The following is a 24333-nucleotide window of genomic DNA, read 5'->3' on the forward strand; positions in this document are numbered from 1 at the left end:
GCGGGTACTTCCTCGGGGCAGGCATCGTCTGGGCTCCTCTCATGACACCCATCTGACCTGCTGTCACCTTTCCCCGCATCTCGGGGGAACCTCACAGGGACCGCAGGGCCGCCGCCCGATCACCGAGATTCGAATGCCCCACAGCCGTTCTGGCGTGCGCGAGCGAGGCGAACAGCGGGTCCCTCCGGGTGATGGCCGTGGCCTGGGCCGCGTAGCCGGCGTCCACAGCCTGTGTGTGCTGGCCCCGCTGGTGGGCGAGCATCGCGTACGAGTTCCAGACCCTCAGCTCCACCACGGGGTCCTTGGCCATCCCCGCCAGGTACAACGATCGGTCGAGGTACCCCTGAGCCCGGTCGAGCTGACGGGCGTCCAGAGCAGACCAGGCGGCGGTCGCGGTGTAATCGGCGGCCAGCGAGAAGAGCCGTTGCCGGATCCTTTGGGAGGCGGCCAGCTTGAGCTTGTCCAGGGCCTCCTCAGCTCCCGCCAGGGCGGCCCGCTCCAGGCCCTCGTGGCCTCCTCGGTTGTCGTCCAGGGCCATCAGGGCATCCAGGCCAGATCGAAGCCGGATCACGTCGGAGGTCCCGACGCGGGTGGGCCGCGAGTCCTGTGGCACCACAACGGCAGCGGCCGTGCCAGTGGTGGCGGTGAGGAAGTTCCTGCGCCTCACGGGAGCCTCCGCTTGGATGGTGGGGCAACTTGCCGCTGGCGGGCAGAAGCCCAGCTCCTCGGCCGTACATCCGAATACTGTTTCTTAGGCTTCCCGCTGGCGGGGGTGGGGCCAGCGGGTTTTTCCGGTCAGCCAATTCCGGACGGTGCGGTCACTCACCGTTCCGTCGTATCCACGAGAGCGCAGGAAGGCGTTGACGGCCTCGGCTAACTCGGCCTGCTTGAAGCCAGCTTCCTGCATGAGGCTGATGAGGTTCGCGTTCCCCTCCACGTACTCACCGTAGCCACTGATGCCAGGACAGTGAGGACGAGAACCAGGAAATTTCCGGTGGGCCGCGATGCACACCCGACCGACTTTTCCTCCTCCTCGTGAACGAGCGGTCGTTGACTGAACCAAGGCAGTCGTACACCGACACCCCTGAGGTTCGAATGATCGTGGCGAAGCCGCACCACACCGGGCGCCCCGGGTACTCCGAGACACTTCCGGGTCTGGAGGAGAGCGCCGAGGCCGCCCGCAAGCTTGTACGAACAGCCCTGGCTGCGTGGCACCTGGAGGAGCTGACGGACACCGCGATACTGCTCGTCTCGGAGCTGGTGGCCAACGCGGTCAAGCACACGAACAGTCGTGTGATCCGGGTCGTCATCACGCGGCCCAGTGAGCGGTTCGTACGGATCGGGGTCGTCGACAGAGCCCGCGTACTGCCGGAGCTGGCCAAGCCCAGTGACGACCTCCTCACCAGCGGCCGGGGCCTTCTCCTCGTCGATGCCCTGGCCGAGCGGTGGGGCACCGACCTCTACCGCTGGGGCAAGCAGGTCTGGGCTGAGCTGATGAACGAGCCGGCCCGGTGACCGGTGAGAAGTCCCCGTGGGTCGGGGATCAGGTGTACGACGCCAACGCGGACAGGGAGGGCGTCATCAGCGACGTGAGGAACGGGACATACATCCTGCGGCCCGTCCACAGTTACTGGGGACAGACCTGGACGGCTCCGGACCCCGAGAAGCTGACCGTCACCGTGCCGCGCAAGGAACGGATCAAGAGGGAGCGGGAGGTGTAGCCGTGCAGAGCCGCGCGTTCCCCTGGCTGAACGATCTTACGGACGAGCAGGCGTACGAGGTCCTGGACGAGGTGATCCAGGCGGCTCACGACGCCGGGACCCACACCGCCTTCCTCCACACGCTGGACGCCCTTGTGGAGCAGCACACGCCCACCCCCACACTCCCTCGCGGGGTCATGCCGTAAAGGCTCCCCCGTCCCGTGAGGGCAGAGAGGAGCCCCGGCCGTCGGTGCGGTCGGGGCTCCTCGTGTGGTCCTACTGGCAGCCCTGCCTGGTGAGGAGCCGCAATTCTGGGACCTAGCTCTTCGCGTAAGCGCGTTTGTGCAGGTCAGGCGGGAAGAAGCACTGAAAATTCAAAGGGTTCCCTACTTCCACCGCTTGAAGGGGCGGTCGAGGGTGTACTTGCCGTCGTCCCCCAGAACGAGCATCCGCATCTCGGCGTTCCCCGGGTTCGCCAGCGACTCGAATTCCGCCACGGTCCAGTGGAACCACCGCATGCAGAACAGCCGCATGGCCAGACCGTGGGTGACGATCAGGACGTTCGGCGGATGGTCGGGGGCCTCGAAGCTGCGGAACAGGCTTTCCAGGAAGCCGCCGACCCGGTCGTAGACGTCGGCTCCGGACTCGCCCTGGGCGAAGCGGTAGAAGAAGTGCCCGTACGCGTCCCGGTAGGCCTTCTGCAGACGCACGTCCTCGCGGTCCTGCCAGTTGCCCCAGTCCTGCTCGCGCAGCCTCGGCTCCTCCCGCACGCGTATCAGTGCCGGGTCGAGACCGAAGGCGCTCAGCGTCTGGTGCGTCCGGCGGTAGGGGGAGACGTAGACGCTGACGCGCTCGCGGCCGAACAGTTCCCTCAGCTGCTCGCCCGTCCCCTCCGCCTGCTGTCTGCCCCGCTCGGTCAGAGCCAGGGCGTGGTCGGGTTCGCGCTCATAAACGGAGTCATCAACATTGCCCGTTGATTCGCCGTGCCGGACAAGGACGATGCGCCGTGGTCGTGCCATGCCGAAACCCTAGATCGGGTGACCGCCCGGCGAGCACTCGTGCGGGCCTCATACGGCGTAGGTCACACACGTCCCGCACCGCATGCCACGCAAGAGCACACCTTTTCCGCGTCCGGACGTCAGACCGTCCAGGCCGCTTCCATGTCCACGATGTCTCCCGCGAGCGCGGCGACGTCGGCCTCCGTCTGCGCTCTCAGGGCGAGGCGCTCCACTCGCTCGGTGCGGTACTTGCCGTGCTCGGCGGCCGCCCGCCACATCGACAGCACCAGGAACTCGTTGCCGGGCGCCTCGCCGAACAGTCCCCGGACCATGCCGGGCGAGCCGGCCATCGCCGGGTTCCAGACCTTCTCCTGCATCAGCACGAAGTGCTCCGCCCGCTCCTCGTGCACCCGGCACAGCGCCACCCTGAGCAGGTCGGCGTCCGTGAAGCGCGGTTCGAAACCGGTCTTCACGTCGAAGCGGTGGTCGAAGAGTCTGACCTGGGCGTCCTTGAAGGTTCCCGACTGGGTTGAGGCGAGCCGGTCGTGGGAGCGCGCCATGAAGGAGTCGTAGAAGGCGCGGCTCTCCCAGAACGAGAAGATGTGCGCCACGTCCGACCGCCCCCGGCTCCAGCCTCCGCCCTGCCCGCGAAACCCCGGCTCCCCCAGAAGCCCCGCCCACTTTCGCTGCCCCCGCTCGAACCCTCGGCGGTCCACCACGGTGCAGCGAATCCACTTGACCAGCACCGCGCCATCGTAAGGCCAGGGAGCGTGGCGTCGGTCACCCTCGGGTGGACTGGTTCCCGGCGCCCACCGCCGCGCGCGTGGCAGGATGGACAACCTGCCGGGAGCACCCGGCAGTTGGGGTGAGCCGGCAGGACGGTCACGGGGAAGGGGAAGACTGGTGAACGGCCTCAACAAGGGCATCCGCAAGGTCGAGATCTCGCTGAGGTGGGACCCGAGTCCGTCGGGGCAGCCCTCCACCGACCTGGATCTCGTCGCCGCGCCCTATCCGGCGGGCGACCCACATGGTGATCCCGCCTATGTGGTGCACTTCGACAGTCGCTCCCCCGACGGCACGATCACACTGAACCGGGACAGCAAGGACGGCCAGGGCTTCGGTTACGACGAGGTCATGACGCTGGAACTGGACCGGCTCGACCAGCGGTACGCACGCGTGGTGGTCGGTGTCGTCATCCAGCAGCACCAGGCGCGGCGGACGTTCTCCGGTGTGGGCAATCCCGGTCTGCGCATCCGCGAGGGATACACCGTCCTGGCCGAGGACGACTTCGGCGGTGTCCTCGGGGACACGGCGGCGACGGTCGCGGAGTTCGTCCGGGACGGTTCGGGGGCCTGGCAATTCCGCCCGGGGGTCCAGGGCTTCGAGGGCGACCCGGCGTCCTTCACACGCACGATGGGGGCGGCACGCCGGCCGTGACGGGGTCCGGGCCTGCCGGACCGCCTGTTCCGCGCGTGATGTCCTGGCCGGGGGCACGGCCCTTGCTCGTCCGAGCCGGCCTGCGAGGATCACCGCATGATCGAGCGAAAGGGCACCTGGGCCGTCGTCCGGTGACACGCTCGCGTCGTACGACCACGCGGTGCGCGCGCTGAACGGTTGTCCGGCGCACTCCACGGCACGAGGCATCACACTGCGCCGGCTGTGGAGTCTCCTGTCGATCCACCGACAGCTGAACACGCCCACTGCGAGCGCGCTGTGCCGTGACAGGCGCGGTGAGGCGGGGAAACCTCCATGAGGATTCCCCGCCTCACCCCTCACTCAGTGGCCCTTGTTCCGCCCGGAACAGTGGCGGAGGGCGCGTATTCCCCAAGTGCGCTATTCCTCGGCTCTCGGCTCGTCGTTGCGGAAGGCACGCAGGTCGAGCTCCGGTGCCTTGGAGTCCGCAAGCCAGGTCAGCCGCCGGTCCCCGGCCGCGAGGCCCTCCCGTGCCGTGCCGCACCAGTCCGCACGGTCGACCAGGGAGAGATACGACGTCCGGGCCTCGTCCCAACGCGTCTTGAGTGTGGCGTCGTCAGACCAGGCGGGTGCCTCCTCGGTCAAGTACTGGGCGGTGGTCGCCGCCACGAAGTAGCGCTCGGCTGTCGGTCCCAGTTCTTTGATGTGGCGGACGTGCGCCTCCAACACCGCGAGCGCATCAGGGTACTGGCGCAAAGAGGTGCCCATGCCCTCGCAGCACTGCATGACGTGGAGGATCCGACCCGTGTGATCCACGACTTCGGCGTCGTCCCCGAACTGCGTGATGACCTCGTGGAGCATGGTCACTCGCGCGACTGCGGCGGCGAAGTAACCGTTGAGGTAATCCCCGTCGACGGCTCTGCGCAGCAGCCACGGCCGGACGGCCGGGTGATCGTCCACGTGTCGGCACAGCGCGTCCACTGCATGGACTCGGCCCCAGGCGGTCACCCGTTCCGCGAGCCAGATCAGTGCCTCGACACCGCCCGGCAGGCGATCCAGGGCCCGCACCGCCAAAGGGCCGAAGGCGTTCGAGAGGAGGCCGATGGTCTGGATCAGCCGGATGTCGTCCACCGTACCGACCTCGGCGAGCAGGGCGAGCCCGACGGCCACGGGAGCGAGGTCGGTCCCGTGCCGGACCAGCCACCGACCGGTTTCGCGGGCCCTGGCCGCCGATGCCCTCAGGGCCGCTGCGCCGATGCGCTCGTCGTAGCGACACGACACCGGGACGTCGCGGAGTTCGATGGCCAACCGACGGGGTGAGACCCGAGTGTCGAGAAAGTACGCGTCAAGGATGTTCGCGGCCTCGGCATCGCCGCACCTGTGGTCGAACGGCTGCTCCCACTGTCGTCGGCGTCGACGCCGCTCCGCGTCGGGAAGCGGCTCTCCGCTACGGAAAAGAGGTTCGTCCGGTGTCAGACGATGCAGCCGGAGGACATGCTGGAACAGCGTGGCCGGGGTGCCGGGCACTCCGGTTTCGGGCATCTCACTCATGAGCGGGGGGAAGACTCGATTCTCTCGTTCATGCCCGGAAGCCTGGCACCGCCACGCCCTCCGCGACAAGCCGTACCGGCTCCTGTTACCTCGGTGCCTGGAAGCCGCCGATCTTCTGCTCAAGCAATTCGGCCAGCCGCAGCGGGGTGCGGTCCTCGAACATCGGGCCGATGAGCTGCACTCCCACCGGCAGACCCTCGGGCGACCGGCCCGCTGGTATAGCGGTGGCGGGCAGACCGGGCATAGTGGCCAGACCGGCCCAGACGAGCTGGTCGAAGTACGGATACTCGACGCCGTCGATGTCGATCCGACGTTTCATCAGGTCGGGATGGTGGTCGTGCGGGAACGCGGGAGTGGGCGTGATGGGGCACACCACGGCGTCGAACTCGGCGAAGAACTGCCGCCAGCCATGGCGGTGGAGCTCGCGAGAGCTGTTCGCCTCGATCCAGTCGCGGTGGCTGAACACCATGCCGCGCAGCCGCGCCGCATCGAGACTCCGGTCGTCTGCGCTCAGTCCGGCGGCGCGGGCCTGCAGCTGCTCGTAGGCTTCGACGGGAAAACGTGCGACGGAGCCCGAGAACAGGAACTTCGTGTAGAGCACCGCGGCTTCGGTCAGATCGGGCAGCAGCGGACTGTCCCGCTCGACGCGAGCACCGCCGTCGACAAGCGCGTCGGCCACCCGCCCCACGCCCGCCCGCACGGCGGACCCGGTCGGAATGAGCGGATGCTCGTCGAGGACCAGGACCCGGAAGTCGCGGAGCCGTTCGTGGCGCGCGGGCGGCAGCGTCAGGTGGTACGCCACACCGAGCGTCAGCGGGTCCGGTCCGGCCATGACGTCGAGCAGGAGCGTGAGGTCGCGAGCGGTGCGCGCCATCGGACCGACGACGGCGAAGTCGTGCTCGACCGGCAGGGCCGGCCCAGGCGGCAGGACCATGCCGCGGCTCGCCGCCAGCCCGAGTGTCGGCTTGTGCGCGTAAATGCCGCAGAAATGCGCGGGGGTGCGCAACGAACCGGCGAGGTCGGAGCCGATGGACAGCGCGCCGAACCCGGACGCCAGGGCCGCCGCCGAGCCGCCGGAGGATCCGCCCGACGTACGACGGTGGTCCCACGGGTTGTTGGTGGTGCCGTAGATCCCGTTGAAGGTCTGCACGTCCTGCAGCCCCACGGGCACATTGGTCTTGCCGAGCACCACCGCGCCCGCGGCCTTGAGCCGCGACACCTGCACCGCGTCCTCGGCCGGCACGAAGTTCCGGTGCGGCGGCAAACCCCAGGTCGTGGGCAGCCCCGCGATGTCGTACGACTCCTTGACCGTCACCGGAATGCCCAGCAGCGGCCGGTCCTCACCGCGGGCACGCGCCCGGTCGGCACCGCGCGCGGCGGCCCGTGCACGGTCGAAGTCCGGCACACAGATCGTGTTGATCGCATCGTCGTCCCGTTCAATACGGGCGATCGCCTCGTCGGTCAGCTCCGCCGAGGTCACTTCACCGGCACGCAAGGCAGCCGCGAGTTGTTCGGCCGTCGAAAAATTCCAGTCCATGAATTCGACCGTATGGGCCGGTGGGAGGGGGCACGAAATGCCGCTTCGCACAACGGGGTGGATGTCTCCATACTCGTCTGCCTGGCGGTCCTCGACCCGATGGCCGTGGTGCTGGTGGCAATCGTTCGCCCGCGGGCGTCCGGCCGGCCGGCGGTGTGACGGCGCTGGACGTCATCACGAAATGGATCGTCAACCGGCCGCAGTCGCGGGAGAGTCCGGCGTCGCTCGAACTCGACGCGGAGTTGCGCGTAGGGGCGGGTGCCATAAACGCGGTGCGAGACACCGGAGAGGGTGCCGACCGATGGTCGGCACCCTCTCTCACGTGCTAATCAGCGTCCTCAGCGGCAGATGCTCGAAGTCGCGTCAGACGGGATTCCGCTCGTTCTCAGCTGCAACCGCTCGTCGAGCCGCAGCCCTCGCAGATGTAGCAGGAGCCGGCGCGCTGCATCTTCGTACCGCAGGAGAAGCACAGCGGAGCGTCCGCCTGGATGCCGAGCTGCATCTCGACCAGCTCCGCGCTGGTGTGCGCCTGCTTCGGGGCGGGCTTGGCCACCTCGACCTCGGCCTTCGGCGTGGACACCGCCTTCAGCTCCTGGGCGCGCGGCGCCGACTGGGCCAGGCCCTCGACGTCGACCTCGTCGTCGGTCGGCTCGTACGAACCGGTCTCCAGGTGACGCTGACGCTCCTCGGCGGAGTGGATGCCGAGCGCGGAGCGCGTCTCGAAGGGCAGGAAGTCCAGCGCCAGGCGGCGGAAGATGTAGTCGACGATCGACTGCGCCATCCGCACGTCCGGGTCGTCCGTCATACCGGCCGGCTCGAAGCGCATGTTGGTGAACTTCGAGACGTACGTCTCCAGCGGCACGCCGTACTGCAGGCCCACCGAGACGGCGATGGAGAAGGCGTCCATCATGCCCGCGAGGGTCGAGCCCTGCTTCGACATCTTCAGGAAGACCTCGCCGAGACCGTCGTCCGGGTAGGAGTTGGCGGTCATGTAGCCCTCGGCGCCGCCGACCGTGAAGGAGGTGGTGATGCCGGGACGACCCTTCGGGAGACGCTTGCGGACCGGGCGGTACTCGACCACCTTCTCGACCGCGGTACGGATCGTCTCCTCGGCCTTCTCGGTGATCTCGGCCTTCTCCTTCTCCTTGGTCTTGGCGGAGAGGGGCTGGCCGACCTTGCAGTTGTCGCGGTAGATGGCGAGCGCCTTGACGCCGAGCTTCCAGGCCTCGAAGTAGATCTCCTCGACCTCCTCGACGGTCGCCGTCTCCGGCATGTTGACCGTCTTGGAGATGGCACCGGAGATCCAGGGCTGGATCGCGGCCATCATGCGGACGTGGCCCATCGGGGAGATGGCGCGCTCGCCCATGGCGCAGTCGAACACCTCGTAGTGCTCCTGCTTGAGGCCGGGGGCGTCGATCACATTGCCGTGGTCGGCGATGTGGGCAACGATCGCCTCGATCTGCTCCTCCTGGTAGCCCAGGCGGCGCAGGGCCTGCGGGACGGTGCCGTTGACGATCTGCATCGAGCCGCCGCCGACCAGCTTCTTGAACTTCACCAGCGCCAGGTCGGGCTCGACACCGGTGGTGTCGCAGGACATCGCCAGACCGATGGTGCCGGTCGGGGCGAGCACGGAGGCCTGGGAGTTACGGAAGCCGTTCTTCTCGCCGAGGCGGAGCACGTCCTGCCAGGCCTCGGTGGCGGCGGCCCACACCGAGGTGTCCAGGTCGTCCATGCGGACGGCCGTGCCGTTGGCGTCGGCGTGCTGCTTCATGACGCGCTTGTGGGCGTCGGCGTTACGGGCGTAACCGTCGTACGGGCCGACGACCGCGGCGAGTTCGGCGGAGCGCCGGTACGCCGTGCCCGTCATCAGGGAGGTGATCGCGCCGGCCAGGGCGCGACCGCCGTCGGAGTCGTAGGCGTGGCCGGTCGCCATCAGCAGGGCGCCGAGGTTGGCGTAGCCGATGCCGAGCTGGCGGAACGCGCGGGTGTTCTCGCCGATCTTCTGGGTCGGGAAGTCCGCGAAGCAGATCGAGATGTCCATCGCGGTGATGACCAGCTCGACGACCTTCTGGAAGCGCTCGGCCTCGAAGGACTGGTTGCCCTGGCTGTCGTCCTTCAGGAACTTCATCAGGTTCAGCGAGGCCAGGTTGCAGGACGTGTTGTCCAGGTGCATGTACTCGCTGCACGGGTTCGACGCGGTGATCCGGCCGGACTCGGGGCAGGTGTGCCAGTTGTTGATGACACCGTCGTACTGGATGCCCGGGTCGGCGCAGGCCCACGCGGCCTCGGCGATCTTGCGGAAGAGCGCCTTGGCGTCGACCTCCTCGATGACCTCGCCGGTCATCCGGCCCCGCAGACCGAACTTGCCGCCCTGCTCGACCGCCTGCATGAACTCGTCGTTGACGCGGACCGAGTTGTTGGCGTTCTGGTACTGGACGGACGTGATGTCGTCGCCGCCCAGGTCCATGTCGAAGCCCGCGTCGCGCAGGACGCGGATCTTCTCCTCTTCCTTGACCTTGGTCTCGATGAAGTCCTCGATGTCCGGGTGGTCCACGTCGAGGACGACCATCTTGGCGGCGCGGCGGGTGGCGCCACCGGACTTGATCGTTCCGGCGGAGGCGTCGGCTCCGCGCATGAAGGAGACCGGGCCGGAGGCGTTGCCGCCGGAGGAGAGCAGCTCCTTGGAGGAGCGGATCCGGGACAGGTTCAGGCCGGCGCCGGAACCGCCCTTGAAGATCATGCCCTCTTCCTTGTACCAGTCGAGGATCGACTCCATGGAGTCGTCGACGGACAGGATGAAGCAGGCGGACACCTGCTGGGGCTGGGGCGTGCCCACGTTGAACCACACCGGGCTGTTGAAGCTGAAGATCTGGTGCAGGAGGGCGTACGCCAGCTCGTGCTCGAAGATCTCCGCGTCGGCGGGCGAGACGAAGTACTTGTGGTCCTCACCGGCCTTCCGGTACGTCTTCACGATGCGGTCGATCAGCTGCTTGAGGCTGGTCTCGCGCTGCGGGGTGCCCACGGCACCCCGGAAGTACTTGCTGGTGACGATGTTGACCGCGTTCACCGACCAGAAGTCGGGGAACTCGACGCCGCGCTGCTCGAAGTTGACCGAGCCGTCGCGCCAGTTGGTCATGACGACGTCACGGCGCTCCCAGGCCACCTCGTCGTACGGGTGGACTCCCGGAGTGGTGTGGATGCGCTCCACGTGCAGTCCCTTGCCGGCCTTGTTGCTCTTGGCTCGGGAACTCCGTGCCGGACCGCTCGCCGTCTCTGTCATGCCGCCTCCCTCTACGGGCGAAAACGCCCTGAAGTGCCCCGATGTTCCCGGGACACGGTGTTCTGTCTGGTGCTGCGGGCGCCCACTCACCTGCCCGCAACAGGTCTTCTCATCGCCGCCGCCCGGCCGGTCCCCGCATCTGGCGTCGGGGGCCGGCCCGCCGGTCAGTCGGCGGCGGGGGCGGGTTCGGGGACCTGGGCAGTCCCTCGGGACCCGCCGTCGTCTTCCTGGCTCCCCGGAACGGCCCCCTCGCCGTCCCCGTCGTCCACGGCGGGGCGCTCCGCCCGCCGGAGTTCCGCGATCGCGGCCTCGAAGTCCTCGAGCGAGTCGAACGCCCGATAGACGGACGCGAACCGCAGATAGGCGACGAGGTCGAGCTCCTGCAACGGGCCGAGTATGGCCAGCCCCACGTCGTGGGTGGTCAGCTCGGCACTTCCGGTGGCCCGCACCGCCTCCTCGACGCGCTGGCCGAGCTGGGCCAGGGCGTCCTCGGTGACCGGCCGTCCCTGACACGCCTTGCGCACCCCGTTGATGACCTTGGTGCGGCTGAACGGTTCGGTGACTCCGGACCGCTTGACCACCATGAGCGAACACGTCTCCACGGTCGTGAAGCGACGGGAGCAGTCCGGACACTGGCGGCGCCTGCGGATCGACGTGCCGTCGTCGGTCGTACGACTGTCGACGACGCGGCTGTCGGGGTGCCTGCAGAAGGGGCAGTGCATGAACTCCCAACCCTCCTCACAGCAGACTCAAGGGCCTCGCCAGGCCTCTTGGGCCTCACGAAGCAGCACCAGCATAGGCGATCGCGGAGGGCGTCGAGACCCGGGGGACCACAACTTCTGGGCTGCTGCCGCAATGCAACCACTAGATGTGGGGATTGGCTCATACACGCACGCCCTGCACGCGTGTCGCGCCCGGCAGATCCGGGGACCGGGCCGACATCCGCCTGCGCAGTACCCCCGCACGTCCGCCGCACTCCCCCGCGGGCGCCGCGCGAATGGGGAGATGCCGTGTTCGAGGCGAGGAGGCAGCGTGCGACTCCCGAAGAGAGCGGGCCCCCCACCCGCATCACGGGGTGCCCGATGGCAGACTGGGGCCCCGACCGGGGAGGTCATCACCTCGGCGGTGAAGAGTACAACAATAGGCCCGTTTGTCCGGCGCGAAGCGTGGCGGCCAATACACCTCGACAAGAGATTGCGTAAGGCAATTCGCGAATTTTCACTCGAACGTGTGTTTGGCGCAACCTTTCGAAAGCAACTACCGTTGTGCTGCAGGGAGACCATCGAGAGGGGCCGACGTGACCACCACCGCAGACAGTGCCGCCATCACTGCCCAGGACCGCTCCCAGGGCCGACTCGAGCCGGTGCATGCGATGAATGAAGCCACGAATCCCGAGGGGCCCAAGCGCTCCCTGCCGGGCCGACCTCCCGGCATCCGGGCGGACAGCTCCGGGCTCACCGACCGCCAGCGCCGGGTGATCGAGGTCATCAGGGATTCGGTGCAGCGACGGGGCTACCCGCCGTCGATGCGCGAGATCGGCCAGGCGGTCGGCCTCTCCAGCACCTCCTCCGTGGCACACCAGCTGATGGCACTGGAGCGCAAGGGCTTCCTGCGCCGCGACCCGCACCGCCCGAGGGCGTACGAGGTGCGCGGCTCCGACCAGGCATCCTCCGTGCAGCCGACGGACACCGCCGGCAAGCCGGCCGCGTCCTATGTGCCGCTGGTCGGCCGTATCGCCGCCGGCGGCCCGATCCTCGCCGAGGAGTCCGTCGAGGACGTCTTCCCCCTGCCCCGGCAGCTCGTCGGCGACGGCGAACTGTTCGTGCTGAAGGTGGTGGGTGACTCCATGATCGAGGCCGCGATCTGTGACGGCGACTGGGTCACGGTCCGCCGCCAGCCGGTCGCCGAGAACGGTGACATCGTGGCGGCGATGCTCGACGGCGAGGCGACCGTCAAGCGTTTCAAGCGCGAGGACGGCCACGTGTGGCTGCTCCCGCACAACGCGGCCTATGAGCCGATCCCCGGCGACGACGCGACCATTCTGGGCAAGGTGGTGGCCGTTCTGCGCCGCGTCTGAGCACGGCGCGGGGCCGGCCTCGACCGCCGCCCCGCCCCTTGACCGGGCCCCGGAACCCCTGCGCCGGTTCCGGGGTCCTGTGCTGTCCGGGCGGGCCTCCCTGGTCAGGGCATGCGTTGCTTGACGGGCCCTCGTCGCTCGACGTCCTCCGTTGTCTCGGGACGGTGGCGTGTCGTCGCGTCACGACACGCCGGCCGGGAGCTCCGCTGCCGTCTACGCCTTGGCCGGGGCCTCCGCCTCGGCCTCCGTCCGCTTCGCCGCCGCGTCGATCGCGGCCAGCGACTTCCTGACCTGGTTGCGGTCCGTGGTGTACCAGAAGTCGGGCAGCGAAGCCTTCAGATAGCTCCCGTAGCGAGCGGTCGCCAGCCGCTGGTCCAGTACGGCCACCACGCCCCGGTCACCCGAAGCACGCACGAGTCGCCCGGCGCCCTGGGCCATGAGCAGCGCCGCGTGGGTCGCGGCGACCGCCATGAAGCCGTTGCCGCCCGCTTCCTCCACGGCCTTCTGGCGGGCGCTCATCAGGGGGTCGTCCGGACGCGGGAAGGGGATCTTGTCCATGACCACCAGCTGGCAGCTCGGGCCCGGGACGTCGACCCCCTGCCAGAGCGACAGCGTGCCGAACAGACAGGTCCGGGGGTCGGCCGCGAAGTTCTTGATCAGCTCGCCGAGCGTCTCCTCGCCCTGGAGAAGGATCGGGAACTCGGGAATCCGGGAGCGCAGCTCCTCGGCGGCGAGCTGCGCGGCCCGCATCGAGGAGAACAGCCCCAGAGTGCGGCCGCCCGCCGCCTGGATCAGCTCGGTGAGCTCGTCCAGCATGTCCGCGCGATCACCGTCACGGGCCGGCCGCGCCAGGTGTTTCGCGACGTACAGAATGCCTTGCCTGGGGTAATCGAACGGCGAGCCGACGTCCACGCCCTTCCACTGAGGGAGGTCGTCACCCTCCGCCCCCTCGGCGCCGAGCCCCAGAGACGCTCCTACTCCGTTGAAGTCGCCGCCCAGCTTCAGCGTCGCGGACGTCAGGACGACGGAACGGTCCGTGAAGAGCTTCTCGCGCAGCAGGCCCGAGACGGACATGGGGGCGACCCGCAGGGAGGCGCCGAAACGATCATGGCGCTCGTACCAGACGACGTCCCATTCGGACCCGTTCGTGATCCGCTCCGCCACGTCGTGCACGCTCTCCACGGCGGCCAGCGCCTGTTTGCGGACCGCGTCCTCGTCCTGGACGGATTTGTCGCGGGTCGTCCCGATCGCGGAGATGACGGTCCGGCTGGCGTCGCGCAGCGCCATGAGCGCGTATCCGAGGTCCTCCGGGATCTCCTCCAGCCGACCGGGGAGGGCCAGCTCCATGAGCCGCTCGAACCCTTCGGCGGCGGTCTGGAGCTGGTCCGCGGCCTTCTCGTTCACCAGCTTCGCGGCGCGGCGCACCGCGCGGTTGACCTGCCCGGGGGTGAGCTCCCCGGTGGCGACTCCGGTGACCCGGGAGACCAGCTCATGGGCCTCGTCGACGATCAGCACCTCGTGCTGCGGGAGCACCGGCGCGCCCTCGATGGCATCGATGGCGAGCAGGGCGTGATTGGTGACGACCACCTCGGCCAGCTTGGCGCGCTCGCGGGCCATCTCGGCGAAGCACTCGGCGCCATAGGCACACTTCGTGGCGCCCAGGCACTCCCGTGACGACACCGACACCTGGGACCAGGCCCGGTCGGACACGCCCGGTGTGAGGTCGTCCCGGTCGCCGTTCTCCGTCTCGTCCGACCAGTCGCGCAGGCGCAGCAGGTCCTGTCCCAGCTTGCTGGTGGGGGCGGCCGCTTCGAACTGGTCGAAGAGCCCCTCCTCCTCGTCCTGCGGTACGCCCTCGTGGAGACGGTGCAGACACAGATAGTTGGACCGGCCCTTGAGCATCGCGAAGTCCGGGCGGCGACGCAGCAGCGGATGCAAGGCCTCCACCGTGCGCGGAAGGTCGCGTTCCACGAGCTGGCGCTGCAGGGCCAGGGTGGCCGTGGCCACGACGACTCGCTCCCCGTGGGCAAGGGCGGGCACCAGATAGCCCAGCGACTTTCCGGTGCCGGTGCCGGCCTGGACCAGCAGATGGGCGCCGTCGTCGATCGCCTCGGCGACGGCTTCGGCCATGGTCACCTGGCCGGGACGCTCCGTGCCGCCGACGGCGGCGACAGCGGCGTGCAGGAGTTCGGGGAGTGAGGGCTTCGTCATAGCGCGACCACCCTACGACCCGGCACTGACATTCGTGCGCTCACGGCGGAAGCGGGGGGTGCGATCAAGACGAGGGCTCCTGGGTCGGGACGGGCGCACCGGAGAAGTGGCCCGGGCGTGGACGGACAGGTCGTGCCGAGGCGTGCGGCCGGGACGTCTCTGTCATGCGCGGTAACCGCGGCGGCGCGAGCGGTCTGCCTGATGTGAGAGCACAGTGACGGAGCGCTACATCAGCCGACGCAGGGAGCGGTCCCGGATCATGAGGGCGGCCCGCTTGGTGGGCAGATCGACCTCGGCCGAGAAGCGAAACCCGGCGTTGAGGAAGGCGGCGACGGAGGGAACGTTGCGCAGGTCGGGTTCCGCGACGACACGTGCCGAGGCCGGCCTCTTGTCGAGGACGAGGTCGGCGACGGCTCGGAGCAGGATGCTGCCGAGGCCGCGTCCTCGATCGCCGACGGCCCCGAGGAGGAGGTGGAGTCCGCAGTCGTGAGATCGGGCCGGGTAGTGCCGGGCCAAGCGGTCGAGATCCGCCCGGTAGATCTCCCAGTAGCTCATCGGCGTACCGTCCAGCACGCCGATGCACGGAACGCTGCGTCCATCGCCGTCGAGTTGCGCCCGCAGGTGGCGCTCCGTCACGGCCGGCGGTCCGGACAGCTCCCAGAACGCGGCGACGGCGGGGTCGTTCATCCACGGCGAGAGGAGCGGCAGATCTCGTTCGACCCGGACGGGGACGAGCTGGAACAGGCCTGCGGCGGTGCCCGTCGGGCCCCAGTCCCCGATGTGGTCGAGCGGGTCGTCGGGGGCCTGGATGCTGTTGTCCCCGCGATGTGTGCCGGCCCCGTCGGGCGAGCGGTCGCGCATCATGGGTGGAGGGGGTTCGTGAGGGAGACATAGACGGACTGGGTGTCGACCGGGCCGACGAGTTCGTCGAGGCCGTGCAGCCGGGTCAGCAGGTTGGCCTTGCAGCGCAGGACGGGTGAGTCGAGCAGACGGGCGGGCAGCGTGCTGCGCGTCCGGGCCGGTCCGGAGGACACCCCGGCGAGGAACCGGCGGAAGGCGGCGAGCAGCAGCCGTTCGTCGGCGAGGCGCTGGGAACCGAAGGCGCCGACGAGACCGAAGACGTTGTTGATGCCCACGTAGTAGGCGAAGCGTTCGTCGGTGACCTCGTCGGGGACGAAGGTGTCGCTGTGCTCGCCGATGCCGGGCAGCCGGGCAGCGAGGTCCGCGCGTCGCGACTCGCGGAAGTAGTAGCCCTGGTTGTCCCGGTAGCGGCCGCCCGTGGGCCAGCCCTCGGTGTCCAGCAGGACCAGGGTGTTCTGCTGATGCGCCTCCAGGGCGATGCCGGCCTCTCCGTCCAGCCACAGCACGGGCCGCACCACGTGTTCGAGGTACCGCAGGAACCACTCGGCGGCGACGGTCCCAGGGGTGCGCCCCGTTCGGGCGGCGAGGCGGGTGATGAGTTCGGCCAGCCGGGACCTCATCCGTGCGTGAGGGCGGGGGGAGACGAGTCCGGCGAGGCAGGCGACGTCGTCGTGCGGCCGGAACGGGTTGTGCCGGATCACCAGGTCGAGCCCGCGCACCGGGTCGCCGGCCGGCCCGTTCACGGCGAGCCAGGCCGGGTCCCGGACGATGTCGAAGCCGGGGTGCGCGGCCCGCCACTGCCGGGACAGTCCGGTGCGCAGCAGCCGGTGCACCTCGACGCCTCGGTGGAGTTCCTTGCGGAGGTTTTCCCGCCGGGAGTTGGTGATGCGCAGGCCCAACGACAACTTGAGCATGGCGGGCGCACCGGTCCGGTGGACGGTGCGTACGGAGGAGGTGGGGTGCCAGGGGGCTCCGTGGCTGCCGAGGTCGCGGAGCAGTCCGGCATCGAGCAGGACGGCGGTCTCGGGACGGTGGCAGACCTGGCGCAGTTGCCAGGGGTGTACGGGAAGAGCCGCGTATCCGGCGGGCAGGGGCAGTCCGGTTCCGGCGAGCCGTGCGGTGAGGTGGGCGGCGGTGACGGGGCGGCCTCGCTCGGTCCAGGCGGAGTCGGTGGCGAGCGCAGCGGGGGCGACAGCCATCCAGTGCAGGGGGAAGGAGCCGCGCAGCTCGGGTGAGTACTGCTGTGCCTCGGCGTCGGAGAGGCCTACGCGGCTCTTCGGATCCGGGTGCAGCGGATGCCCGAGGACGAGTGCCTGTTCCGCGGCGAGAAAGAGGTCGGGGTGGTCGGCCGGGTCCGACCGTCGGCCGGTGACGAAGGAGACGACACGCCGGACGGAGTCGGCGACGCGCGCGGCGAGCTCGGTGCCGTCGCCGAAGGCCGGATCCGAGGAAGCGGGAGCGCAGGGAGATGTGTCGGTGGCAGGAGACGGGCCGGGGGTCCGCTCGGGCCGGGTGCCGGGGCGAGCTGGTTGTGGAATGCCGGCGTTCTCCCTGCTCAGGAGGGCTGCGAGCAGGACGGCGTCGACCGGTGGGGCGGGAGCCGGTGCGTCGGCCAGGTACGGGAGGCCGAAGCGGTGCCAGCCCGTCGGGGACCAGTACAGGACGGGGACGAGCAAGGCCGTGCCACTGGACGGCAGGAGGATGCGCAGGATGTCACCGTCCGGAGCGGGAAGACCGGTCTCACGGACCCAGCAGCGCAGCAGGTTCTCCATGGCCGCCGCCTGGGCCACCCTGTGGGGGTCCGGATGCTCCGGGGGGCACGTGCCCGTGCCCCGGAACCGCTCGATGTGGGGCCGCTCCCTCTCCTGGTACGGAACCACGGAGCTCGTGCGGTCGGCCGGAGTGGGGGTCGTGTGCAAGGCGGGTCCTCGTCGAGTGGGTCGGGGGCGTGCGGTGGGGGGGTCCGGGGGGCGTCGGTCATGCCCGGCCCGCGCCGGGCCGGGCCGTCCGCCGGACCGGCCCGTTGGGGAGGGGACGGAGGGCCGCGGCTGTGCCTGGCCGCTCTTCAGCCCGCCCGCGCGGAAGGGCCGTCGGGGAGGTGCCGGTCCGGCCGACGCACGTCAGGGTCTCGCCGGCGGTCAGCGGGACGGACCGGTCGGCTGTGCGACGCCGCGTGCGCCGCAACCAGTCGTCCGGCGCCTGAAGCACCCGGCCGTCTGCCCGCACCGGCTCGACGATCACCCCGGCGGGAAGCGGCTCGCCCGACGCGAGGCCGTCCATCACGGACTCGTTCCAGTGGGCGGCGCGTCCGGCTCCGTGCCCGCCGCCGGAGCCGTCCGTCGTCCGCCCGGTCCCGCGTCCCTCGTCCGTGGATCCCGCCACCGTCCTCCACCCTCCACCGAACTCCCGCCGCACCAGGGGCCTGAGGGCTCCGCACGCAGGCAGCCCAGCCCCCACCGCTACCAACCCCGGACCACTCACCGGGTTACGGGTTGCCTCGTTTTCCCCGGCCACTTGGGCCCGCGACTCCGGGGCCCCGCGGACTCAAAACGGCAGATCTCCGGACGAGTGTCCAGGTCAGGTGGCTTGTAGCCGAACCGTTGCCGTTCCGTCGGACGTCCCCCACAGCGACCGCATAGTGTGTGGTGCCGTTCCCGAAGGCCGTGGGAGCACCTGCGCGCCCCACGCGGATACCGGGTGCGACGACGGCCGAAGCGCCCAGTTCGTTCATCTCAGGGGGAGTCAGATCATGCGATCCATACGGCCGTCGTCCACCACTCGCCGAGGGGGGACGGCGCGCCGCAGAACCTCCCCCGTTCTGGCCGCCGTCGCAGTCGCCTCGGCGCTCGCCCTCACCGCCACCGCCTGCGAGTCGGGGAACACCGACGCGAGCGCCGACACCTCCGCGACCGCCGGTGCCGACGACGGCAAGCTCAAGATCCCGGACGACATCAGAGACCGGCTCAAGGAGCACGGGATCGACATCGACAAGTGGAAGAACGGCGCCTGGAAGAACTGGGACAAGGACGACTGGCTGCGCGAGGCTCAGGACTACGTCAACCCGATCATCGAGGACCTCTGGGACCCGGACCGCATGCGGGACGCGGAGCAGCCGGACCAGGGAGTCGACGAGAGTGACATCTCCGGCGACCAGGGCGTGACCGACCCCACGCCGGAACCGGTGCAGGCGGCGGCCATCTCGCCGTCGTTCCACGCCAACGCGCCCACGGCGGGCAAGGTGTTCTTCGACTCCCCCGAGGGCACGATGGTGTGCTCGGCGACGGTGGTGCGGGACCCGGCCAACCCGGGCAAGTCCAACATGGTGTGGACGGCGGGCCACTGTGTGCACGCGGGAGCGAAGGGTGGCTGGTACCGCAACATCGCGTTCGTGCCCTCGTACAACGACTCGGGCAAGTCGGCGAAGGAACTCGAGAGCGCCACCAAGGAGGAGGTCGCTCCGTACGGCGTCTGGTGGGGTGACTGGGCACAGACCTCGGACCAGTGGATCGAGCAGGGCGGCTCCACGGGCGGTGACGGCGCCTCGTACGACTTCGCCGTCATTCATGTGACGCCGGAGAAGGGCAGTGACGGCAAGTCGCTGGAGGAGACGGTCGGTTCGGCGCTGCCGGTGGACTTCGACGCCCCGGCGGTGCCGGAGGTGAAGGAGATGACGGCGATCGGTTACCCCGCCGCTCCTCCGTACGACGGTCAGACGCTGTACCGCTGCCAGGACCGGCCGGGCCGGCTGTCGCTCAACGCCTCCGACCCGACGATGTACCGCATCGGGTGCAGCATGACCGCCGGTTCGTCCGGGGGCGGCTGGGTCGCGACCGGTTCGGACGGGAAGCCGGCGCTGGTGTCCAACACCTCCATCGGCCCGGTGACGTCGGGCTGGCTGGCCGGCCCGCGGCTGGGTGACGAGGCCAAGGGCGTGTACGACGCGGTCAGCGAGAAGTTCACCGGACAGTGACCGGCGTACCCGGTCCCCGGGTACGCCGCGCACCCGGGGACCGGGCGGGGCGGTGGCCCCAGACGCCATCGCGCCCGCACGGGCATTCATGCGCGGCAGGACATTCATTTCGCCACAACGGGGGTCATCGCACCATGCGTTCCACTCGTACGTCCGCTCCGCTCAGGCGTGGACGTCGCACCGTCCTCACCGCCACCGGGCTCGTCGCCGCCCTGGCGCTCACCGCGACCGCGTGCGGCGGTAGCGAGAAGGACCAGGCGAGCGACAAGCCCGACGCCACCACCTCGGGAACCGCCGGCAGCGACGGCGGCACGGTCCAGATCCCGTCCGACATAGCGGACAAGCTCAAGGAGCACGGGATCGACGTGGACAAGTGGAAGAACGGCGGCTGGGAGGACTGGGACAAGGACACGTGGCTCAGGGAGGCCAAGGACTTCGTCAACCCGGTGATCGAAGGCCTGTGGAAGCCGGAGCGTATGCGTTCCGCCGAGGAGGCCGACAAGACCGTGTCGACCAAGGACGCCTCGGCCTCCGAGGGCGTCAGTGACCCGGAGCCGGCTCCGGTCGAGGCCCAGGCCGAGAAGACGCCGTACCACGACAACGCGGCCCCGGTCGGCAAGGTCTTCTTCGACTCCCCCGAGGGCCCGAGCGTCTGCTCCGGCACCGTGATCAAGGACGTGAACCACCCGGGCAGGTCCAACCTGGTCTGGACGGCCGGGCACTGCGTGCACGCCGGTGGCAACGGCGGCTGGTACCGCAACCTCGTCTTCGTCCCCGCCTACAACGACCTCGGCAAGTCCGGGACGGAGCTGGGCAACGCGAACCCGTCCGAGGTCGCCCCCTACGGCAACTGGTGGGCGGACTGGGCCTCGACCTCGAACGGCTGGATCCAGGGCGGCTCGGAATCGGGCGGCGACGGAGCTCCGTACGACTACGCCGTGCTGCACGTGAAGCCGGAGCAGGGCAGCAAGTCCCTGGAGGAGACGGTCGGTGCCGCGCTCGACGTGGACTTCTCGGCCCCGTCGGCGGCCGAGGCGGGTCAGATGGGCGCCTGGGGCTACCCGGCCGCGCCGCCCTACAACGGCCTGCAGATGTTCAAGTGCCTTGACGCTCCGGGCCGGTTCTCGCTCAGCCCCGGCCTGCCGACGATGTACCGCATCGGCTGCACCATGACCGGCGGCTCGTCCGGCGGCGGCTGGTTCCGGGTGCAGGACGGCGAGACGGTGCTGGTCTCCAACACCTCGATCGGCCCGACCGACAACACCTGGCTCGCGGGCCCGCAGCTGGGCGAGGACGCCGAGGCGCTGTACCAGAACATGAGCAAGACCTACGGCGGTCAGTGATCCGCACGGATGAAGGCCCGCCCCCTGCCGTGAGCAGGGGGCGGGCCTTCGTGTTGCCCTGGGGGTCAGCCGGCCGGGGTCGGAACGTACGGCGTGAGTTCCGCCGCGAGCTCCTCGTGCACCCGTACCTTGAGCAGGGTGCCCTCCGGGGTGTGCTCCTCGGAGATCACGTCACCCTCGTCATGGGCACGGGCGACCAGCTTGCCGTGGGTGTACGGCACGAGTGCCTCGATCTCGACGGACGGGCGGGGCAGCTCGTTGTCGATGAGCGCGAGCAGCTCCGCGATGCCCTGGCCGGTGCGGGCCGAGATCGCGATGGAGCGCTTCTCCACCCGCAGCAGCCGCTGGAGCGTCAGCGGGTCGGCCGCGTCGGCCTTGTTGATCACGACGATCTCGGGTACGCCGGTGGCGCCGACGTCCCTGATCACCTCGCGCACGGCGGCCAGCTGCTCCTCCGGGACCGGGTGCGAACCGTCCACCACGTGGAGGATCAGGTCGGAGTCGCCGACCTCCTCCATGGTGGAGCGGAACGCCTCGACCAGGTGGTGCGGCAGGTGCCGGACGAAGCCGACGGTGTCGGCCAGCGTGTACAGCCGTCCGCTGGGGGTCTCGGCCCGGCGCACGGTCGGGTCGAGGGTCGCGAACAGGGCGTTCTCGACCAGTACGCCCGCGCCCGTGAGGCGGTTGAGCAGCGAGGACTTGCCCGCGTTGGTGTAGCCCGCGATGGCCACGGACGGCACCTTGTTGCGCTTGCGCTCCTGGCGCTTGATCTCGCGGCCGGTCTTCATCTCCGCGATCTCGCGGCGCATCTTCGCCATCTTCTCGCGGATCCGGCGCCGGTCGGTCTCGATCTTCGTCTCACCGGGACCACGGGTGGCGAGGCCGCCTCCCTTGCCGCCGCCCATCTGCCGGGACAGCGACTGACCCCAGCCGCGCAGCCGCGGCAGCATGTACTGCATCTGCGCGAGCGCGACCTGCGCCTTGCCCTCTCGGGACTTGGCGTGCTGGGCGAAGATGTCGAGGATCAGCGCCGTACGGTCGATGACCTTGACCTTGACGACGTCCTCGAGGTGGATGAGCTGGCCCGGGCTGAGCTCACCGTCGCAGATGACGGTGTCCGCGCCCGTGTCGAGCACGACGTCGCGCAGCTCCTCGGCCTTGCCGGAGCCGATGTAGGTCGCCGCGTCGGGCTTGTCGCGGCGCTGGATCACGCCGTCGAGCACGAGGGCGCCCGCCGTCTCCGCGAGGGCGGCGAGCTCCGCCAGGGAGTTCTCCGCGTCCTGCACGGTTCCCGAGGTCCACACGCCGACGAGCACCACCCGCTCCAGGCGCAGCTGCCGGTACTCGACCTCGGTGACGTCCTCGAGCTCGGTGGAGAGGCCCGCGACACGCCGCAGGGCCGCCCTTTCGGAGCGGTCGAACTGGTCGCCGTCCCGCTCCGAGTCGATCTCGAGGCTCCAGGCGACGTCCTCTTCCATCAGGGCATCGGCCCGAAGACCCTCGGGATGGGTGTGCGCGAAGCGCTTGGTGTCCTGGGAAGGGGAAGAAGAGGAGGTCATTGGGTCCTTACGTCGTTGGGAAACCGTCTGCGGCGACGGACCGGGTCCGGGACCCGTCCGTCACTGTGCACAACGTCCGGGTGCCCCGGGAGATTCCCGTGTCCCGTGCTGCGCGGACCCGACGATGGTCGCACGGCACGGCCCGTCCGGTCATCGTGTTATTCCCGGCTTCCGCCCGGTCGATGCGCGCTCGCGCCCAGCAGGGATTCGGCCCGGTGCCCGCGCGTGCCCGGGCGGGGATCGGCCGTCGCGGTCCGAGCCGTGGACGTCCATTCCGGATGGCCGGGCATGGACGGGGTCCTGGCCCCGTAGAGCCAGGGGTTCAGGAAGCCGGCCAGGTCGCGTCCGGCGATGTGGGAGGCCAACCGGACGAAGTCGGAGGTCGTGGCCGTCCCGTCGCGGTGGCGGGTGACCCAGTCGCGCTCCAGGCGTTCGAAGGCGGTGCGGCCGATCTCCTCGCGCAGGGCATACAGCACGAGCGCGGCGCCGGCGTAGACGTTCGGCCGGAAGATGCCGATCTGCCGGCCGGGCTCCGGGGCCCTGGGGGCGGCGGGCGGTCCTCCGGCCGCGCGCCAGCCGTCGGAGGCCTCGTAGGCGGCCCGCATGCGGGCCTCGAGGGTTCTGCCGCCCCTCTCCTCCGCGTACAGCGCCTCGTACCAGGTGGCGTGTCCTTCGTTGAGCCACAGGTCGGACCAGGTGCGGGGGCCGACGCTGTTGCCGAACCACTGGTGGGCCAGCTCGTGCACCATGATCGATTCGACGTACCACGGGGGGAGGGCGGGATCGGTGAACAGTTCCCGCTCGAAGAGGGAGAGCGTCTGGGTCTCGAGCGCGAAGCCGATGGACGCGTCGGCCATGAGCAGCCCATAGGTCGCGAACGGGTAGCGCCCGGCCTTGTCCTCCATCCAGGAGATCTGGCCGGGTGTCTTCGCCAGCCATGGTGCGAGCTTCGCGCGGTGTCGGGTGGGGACGACGTCCCGCAGCGGCAGGCCGTGCGGGCCGGTGCGGTGCCAGATCGTGGAACGGCCGATGGACACCTGGGCGAGTTCGGTGGCCATGGGGTGCTGGGTCCGGTACGTCCATGTGGTGGTCCCGCGCGTGCGGTCGGCGCCGGCCGGCAGACCGTTGGCGACGGCCGTATGGCCGTCGGGCGCGGTGATCCGGAAGGTGAACATCGCCTTGTCGGAGGGGTGGTCGTTGCACGGGAACACCAGGTGGGCGGCGTCGGCCTGGTTGGCCATGGCGAGGCCGTCCGCGGTGCGCACCCAGCCGCCCTCACGGTCCCCGGCCACGGGGTCACTGGTGTGCCGCACGGTGATGCGCGTCCTCTCGCCCTCGTCCAGGTCGTCCTCGGGGGTGATCACGAGGTCCTCGCCGGCGCTGGTGAAGGTGGCCGGATCGCCGTCGACCTCGACCGAGCGGACGGTGCCGTGGGCGAAGTCGAGGTTGATCCGCTCCAGGTCGGCGGTGATCCGGGCGTCGATGGTGGTGACGGCCTGGAGCGGCTGGTCGTTGCGACCGGAGTGGCCGAGGGCGAGGTCGTACGCCAGCACGTCGTATCCGGGGTTGCCCAAGTGGGGGAAGAGGCGGTCGCCGATGCCCAGCGGGACGGCGGGAGGACTCGCGGCGAGGAGACAGCCGCAGACGGCGGAGGCGAGCAGCGCCGTGGCCGCCCGCCGGCGGCGTGCTTCACCGGCCCCGGCACGGGAGGCACGACTACGGCCGGCCTGACTTCGGGAGGCCTGACGGTGGAGCGCCTGGTCTTGGAGGGCCTGGCCCTGGGGCGCGTGGCTGTGGGGCGCGTGGCTGTGGGGGTGGCGCGGCATCCCCCAC

At 69.8% G+C, this 24333-nt stretch carries 20 protein-coding genes and 1 pseudogene; 7 read left to right on the forward strand and 14 right to left on the reverse strand.

What is annotated here, in order from left to right; genetic code table 11:
- Positions 1 to 91 precede the first annotated feature (91 nt).
- Both IE178_RS32170 and IE178_RS32175 read right to left on the reverse strand, forming a co-directional pair.
- Positions 92 to 730 (reverse strand): annotated as a pseudogene (locus tag IE178_RS32170) (NsdA family TPR-like regulatory protein); the annotation flags it as partial.
- Positions 731 to 751: 21 nt separating this feature from the next.
- Entirely contained in the window at positions 752 to 937 is a 186-nt protein-coding gene (locus IE178_RS32175) for a hypothetical protein (RefSeq protein ID WP_193514705.1), read from the reverse strand.
- 158 nt (positions 938 to 1095) lie between these two features.
- Here IE178_RS32175 and IE178_RS32180 point away from each other — a divergent pair, with 158 nt between their 5' ends.
- The 3 genes from IE178_RS32180 to IE178_RS32190 are packed head-to-tail and all read left to right on the forward strand — an operon-like array spanning position 1096 to position 1906.
- Positions 1096 to 1515, forward strand: coding sequence for an ATP-binding protein (locus tag IE178_RS32180; protein WP_193514737.1), 420 nt, complete (start codon positions 1096 to 1098; stop codon positions 1513 to 1515).
- On the forward strand, positions 1512 to 1721 hold the full coding sequence (locus IE178_RS32185; RefSeq protein ID WP_184765880.1) for a hypothetical protein: 210 nt from the start codon (positions 1512 to 1514) through the stop codon (positions 1719 to 1721). The genes IE178_RS32180 and IE178_RS32185 overlap by 4 nt, the downstream gene beginning before the upstream one ends.
- A gap of 2 nt (positions 1722 to 1723) precedes the next feature.
- Positions 1724 to 1906 (forward strand): hypothetical protein, encoded by a 183-nt coding sequence (locus IE178_RS32190; RefSeq protein ID WP_193514706.1) that lies wholly within the window; start codon positions 1724 to 1726, stop codon positions 1904 to 1906.
- Positions 1907 to 2086: 180 nt separating this feature from the next.
- On the opposite strand, the gene IE178_RS32195 is transcribed toward IE178_RS32190, so the two are convergent.
- Positions 2087 to 2719, reverse strand: a complete 633-nt coding sequence (locus IE178_RS32195) for a histidine phosphatase family protein (protein WP_193514707.1) — start codon at positions 2717 to 2719, stop codon at positions 2087 to 2089.
- A 119-nt stretch (positions 2720 to 2838) separates the two neighbouring features.
- The gene (locus IE178_RS32200; protein WP_184765877.1) at positions 2839 to 3444 is read right to left on the reverse strand and encodes a YdbC family protein; all 606 of its coding nucleotides are present in this window, start codon (positions 3442 to 3444) and stop codon (positions 2839 to 2841) included.
- A gap of 157 nt (positions 3445 to 3601) precedes the next feature.
- Here IE178_RS32200 and IE178_RS32205 point away from each other — a divergent pair, with 157 nt between their 5' ends.
- Positions 3602 to 4135 (forward strand): TerD family protein, encoded by a 534-nt coding sequence (locus tag IE178_RS32205; RefSeq protein WP_184765876.1) that lies wholly within the window; start codon positions 3602 to 3604, stop codon positions 4133 to 4135.
- Positions 4136 to 4531: 396 nt separating this feature from the next.
- Here IE178_RS32205 and IE178_RS32210 read toward each other — a convergent pair whose 3' ends face one another.
- The 4 genes from IE178_RS32210 to nrdR all read right to left on the reverse strand — a co-directional run bounded on the left by IE178_RS32210 (position 4532) and on the right by nrdR (position 11201).
- On the reverse strand, positions 4532 to 5638 hold the full coding sequence (locus tag IE178_RS32210; protein WP_318280369.1) for a hypothetical protein: 1107 nt from the start codon (positions 5636 to 5638) through the stop codon (positions 4532 to 4534).
- A gap of 109 nt (positions 5639 to 5747) precedes the next feature.
- Complete coding sequence (locus IE178_RS32215; RefSeq protein WP_184765935.1) at positions 5748 to 7199, reverse strand: amidase; 1452 nt, start codon at positions 7197 to 7199, stop codon at positions 5748 to 5750.
- Positions 7200 to 7584: 385 nt separating this feature from the next.
- Positions 7585 to 10479, reverse strand: a complete 2895-nt coding sequence (locus IE178_RS32220) for a vitamin B12-dependent ribonucleotide reductase (protein WP_184765874.1) — start codon at positions 10477 to 10479, stop codon at positions 7585 to 7587.
- Positions 10480 to 10643: 164 nt separating this feature from the next.
- Entirely contained in the window at positions 10644 to 11201 is a 558-nt protein-coding gene (nrdR, locus tag IE178_RS32225; RefSeq protein WP_184765873.1) for a transcriptional regulator NrdR, read from the reverse strand.
- Positions 11202 to 11776: 575 nt separating this feature from the next.
- Between nrdR and lexA the strand changes: the two genes are divergently transcribed.
- Entirely contained in the window at positions 11777 to 12556 is a 780-nt protein-coding gene (lexA, locus tag IE178_RS32230) for a transcriptional repressor LexA (RefSeq protein ID WP_184765872.1), read from the forward strand.
- A 213-nt stretch (positions 12557 to 12769) separates the two neighbouring features.
- Here the strand turns inward: lexA and IE178_RS32235 are convergent, their stop codons facing one another.
- The 4 genes from IE178_RS32235 to IE178_RS32250 all read right to left on the reverse strand — a co-directional run bounded on the left by IE178_RS32235 (position 12770) and on the right by IE178_RS32250 (position 18010).
- Complete coding sequence (locus tag IE178_RS32235) at positions 12770 to 14767, reverse strand: ATP-dependent DNA helicase (RefSeq protein ID WP_184765871.1); 1998 nt, start codon at positions 14765 to 14767, stop codon at positions 12770 to 12772.
- 225 nt (positions 14768 to 14992) lie between these two features.
- Positions 14993 to 15733 carry a GNAT family N-acetyltransferase gene (locus tag IE178_RS32240; RefSeq protein ID WP_318280371.1) on the reverse strand — a complete coding sequence of 247 codons (741 nt, stop codon included), beginning with the start codon at positions 15731 to 15733 and terminating at the stop codon, positions 14993 to 14995.
- On the reverse strand, positions 15628 to 17400 hold the full coding sequence (locus IE178_RS32245) for an IucA/IucC family protein (protein WP_318280372.1): 1773 nt from the start codon (positions 17398 to 17400) through the stop codon (positions 15628 to 15630). The genes IE178_RS32240 and IE178_RS32245 overlap by 106 nt, the downstream gene beginning before the upstream one ends.
- Before the next feature lie 205 nt (positions 17401 to 17605).
- The gene (locus IE178_RS32250) at positions 17606 to 18010 is read right to left on the reverse strand and encodes a hypothetical protein (RefSeq protein ID WP_193514710.1); all 405 of its coding nucleotides are present in this window, start codon (positions 18008 to 18010) and stop codon (positions 17606 to 17608) included.
- Between the two features lie 367 nt (positions 18011 to 18377).
- On the opposite strand from IE178_RS32250, the gene IE178_RS32255 reads away from it, so the two are divergent.
- Both IE178_RS32255 and IE178_RS32260 read left to right on the forward strand, forming a co-directional pair.
- The gene (locus IE178_RS32255) at positions 18378 to 19598 is read left to right on the forward strand and encodes a trypsin-like serine peptidase (protein ID WP_193514711.1); all 1221 of its coding nucleotides are present in this window, start codon (positions 18378 to 18380) and stop codon (positions 19596 to 19598) included.
- 134 nt (positions 19599 to 19732) lie between these two features.
- A complete protein-coding gene (locus IE178_RS32260; protein WP_193514712.1) occupies positions 19733 to 20941 on the forward strand; it encodes a trypsin-like serine peptidase in 1209 nt (402 codons plus the stop codon).
- 65 nt (positions 20942 to 21006) lie between these two features.
- On the opposite strand, the gene hflX is transcribed toward IE178_RS32260, so the two are convergent.
- Both hflX and IE178_RS32270 read right to left on the reverse strand, forming a co-directional pair.
- Positions 21007 to 22500, reverse strand: coding sequence for a GTPase HflX (gene hflX, locus IE178_RS32265; RefSeq protein ID WP_184765866.1), 1494 nt, complete (start codon positions 22498 to 22500; stop codon positions 21007 to 21009).
- A 158-nt stretch (positions 22501 to 22658) separates the two neighbouring features.
- Positions 22659 to 24326: a M1 family metallopeptidase gene (locus IE178_RS32270; protein WP_193514713.1), complete on the reverse strand. Its 1668-nt coding sequence runs from the start codon at positions 24324 to 24326 to the stop codon at positions 22659 to 22661.
- Between the last annotated feature and the right edge of the window lie 7 nt (positions 24327 to 24333).

This window comes from Streptomyces griseoloalbus (assembly GCA_014650015.1).
Classification (GTDB): domain Bacteria; phylum Actinomycetota; class Actinomycetes; order Streptomycetales; family Streptomycetaceae; genus Streptomyces; species Streptomyces griseoloalbus.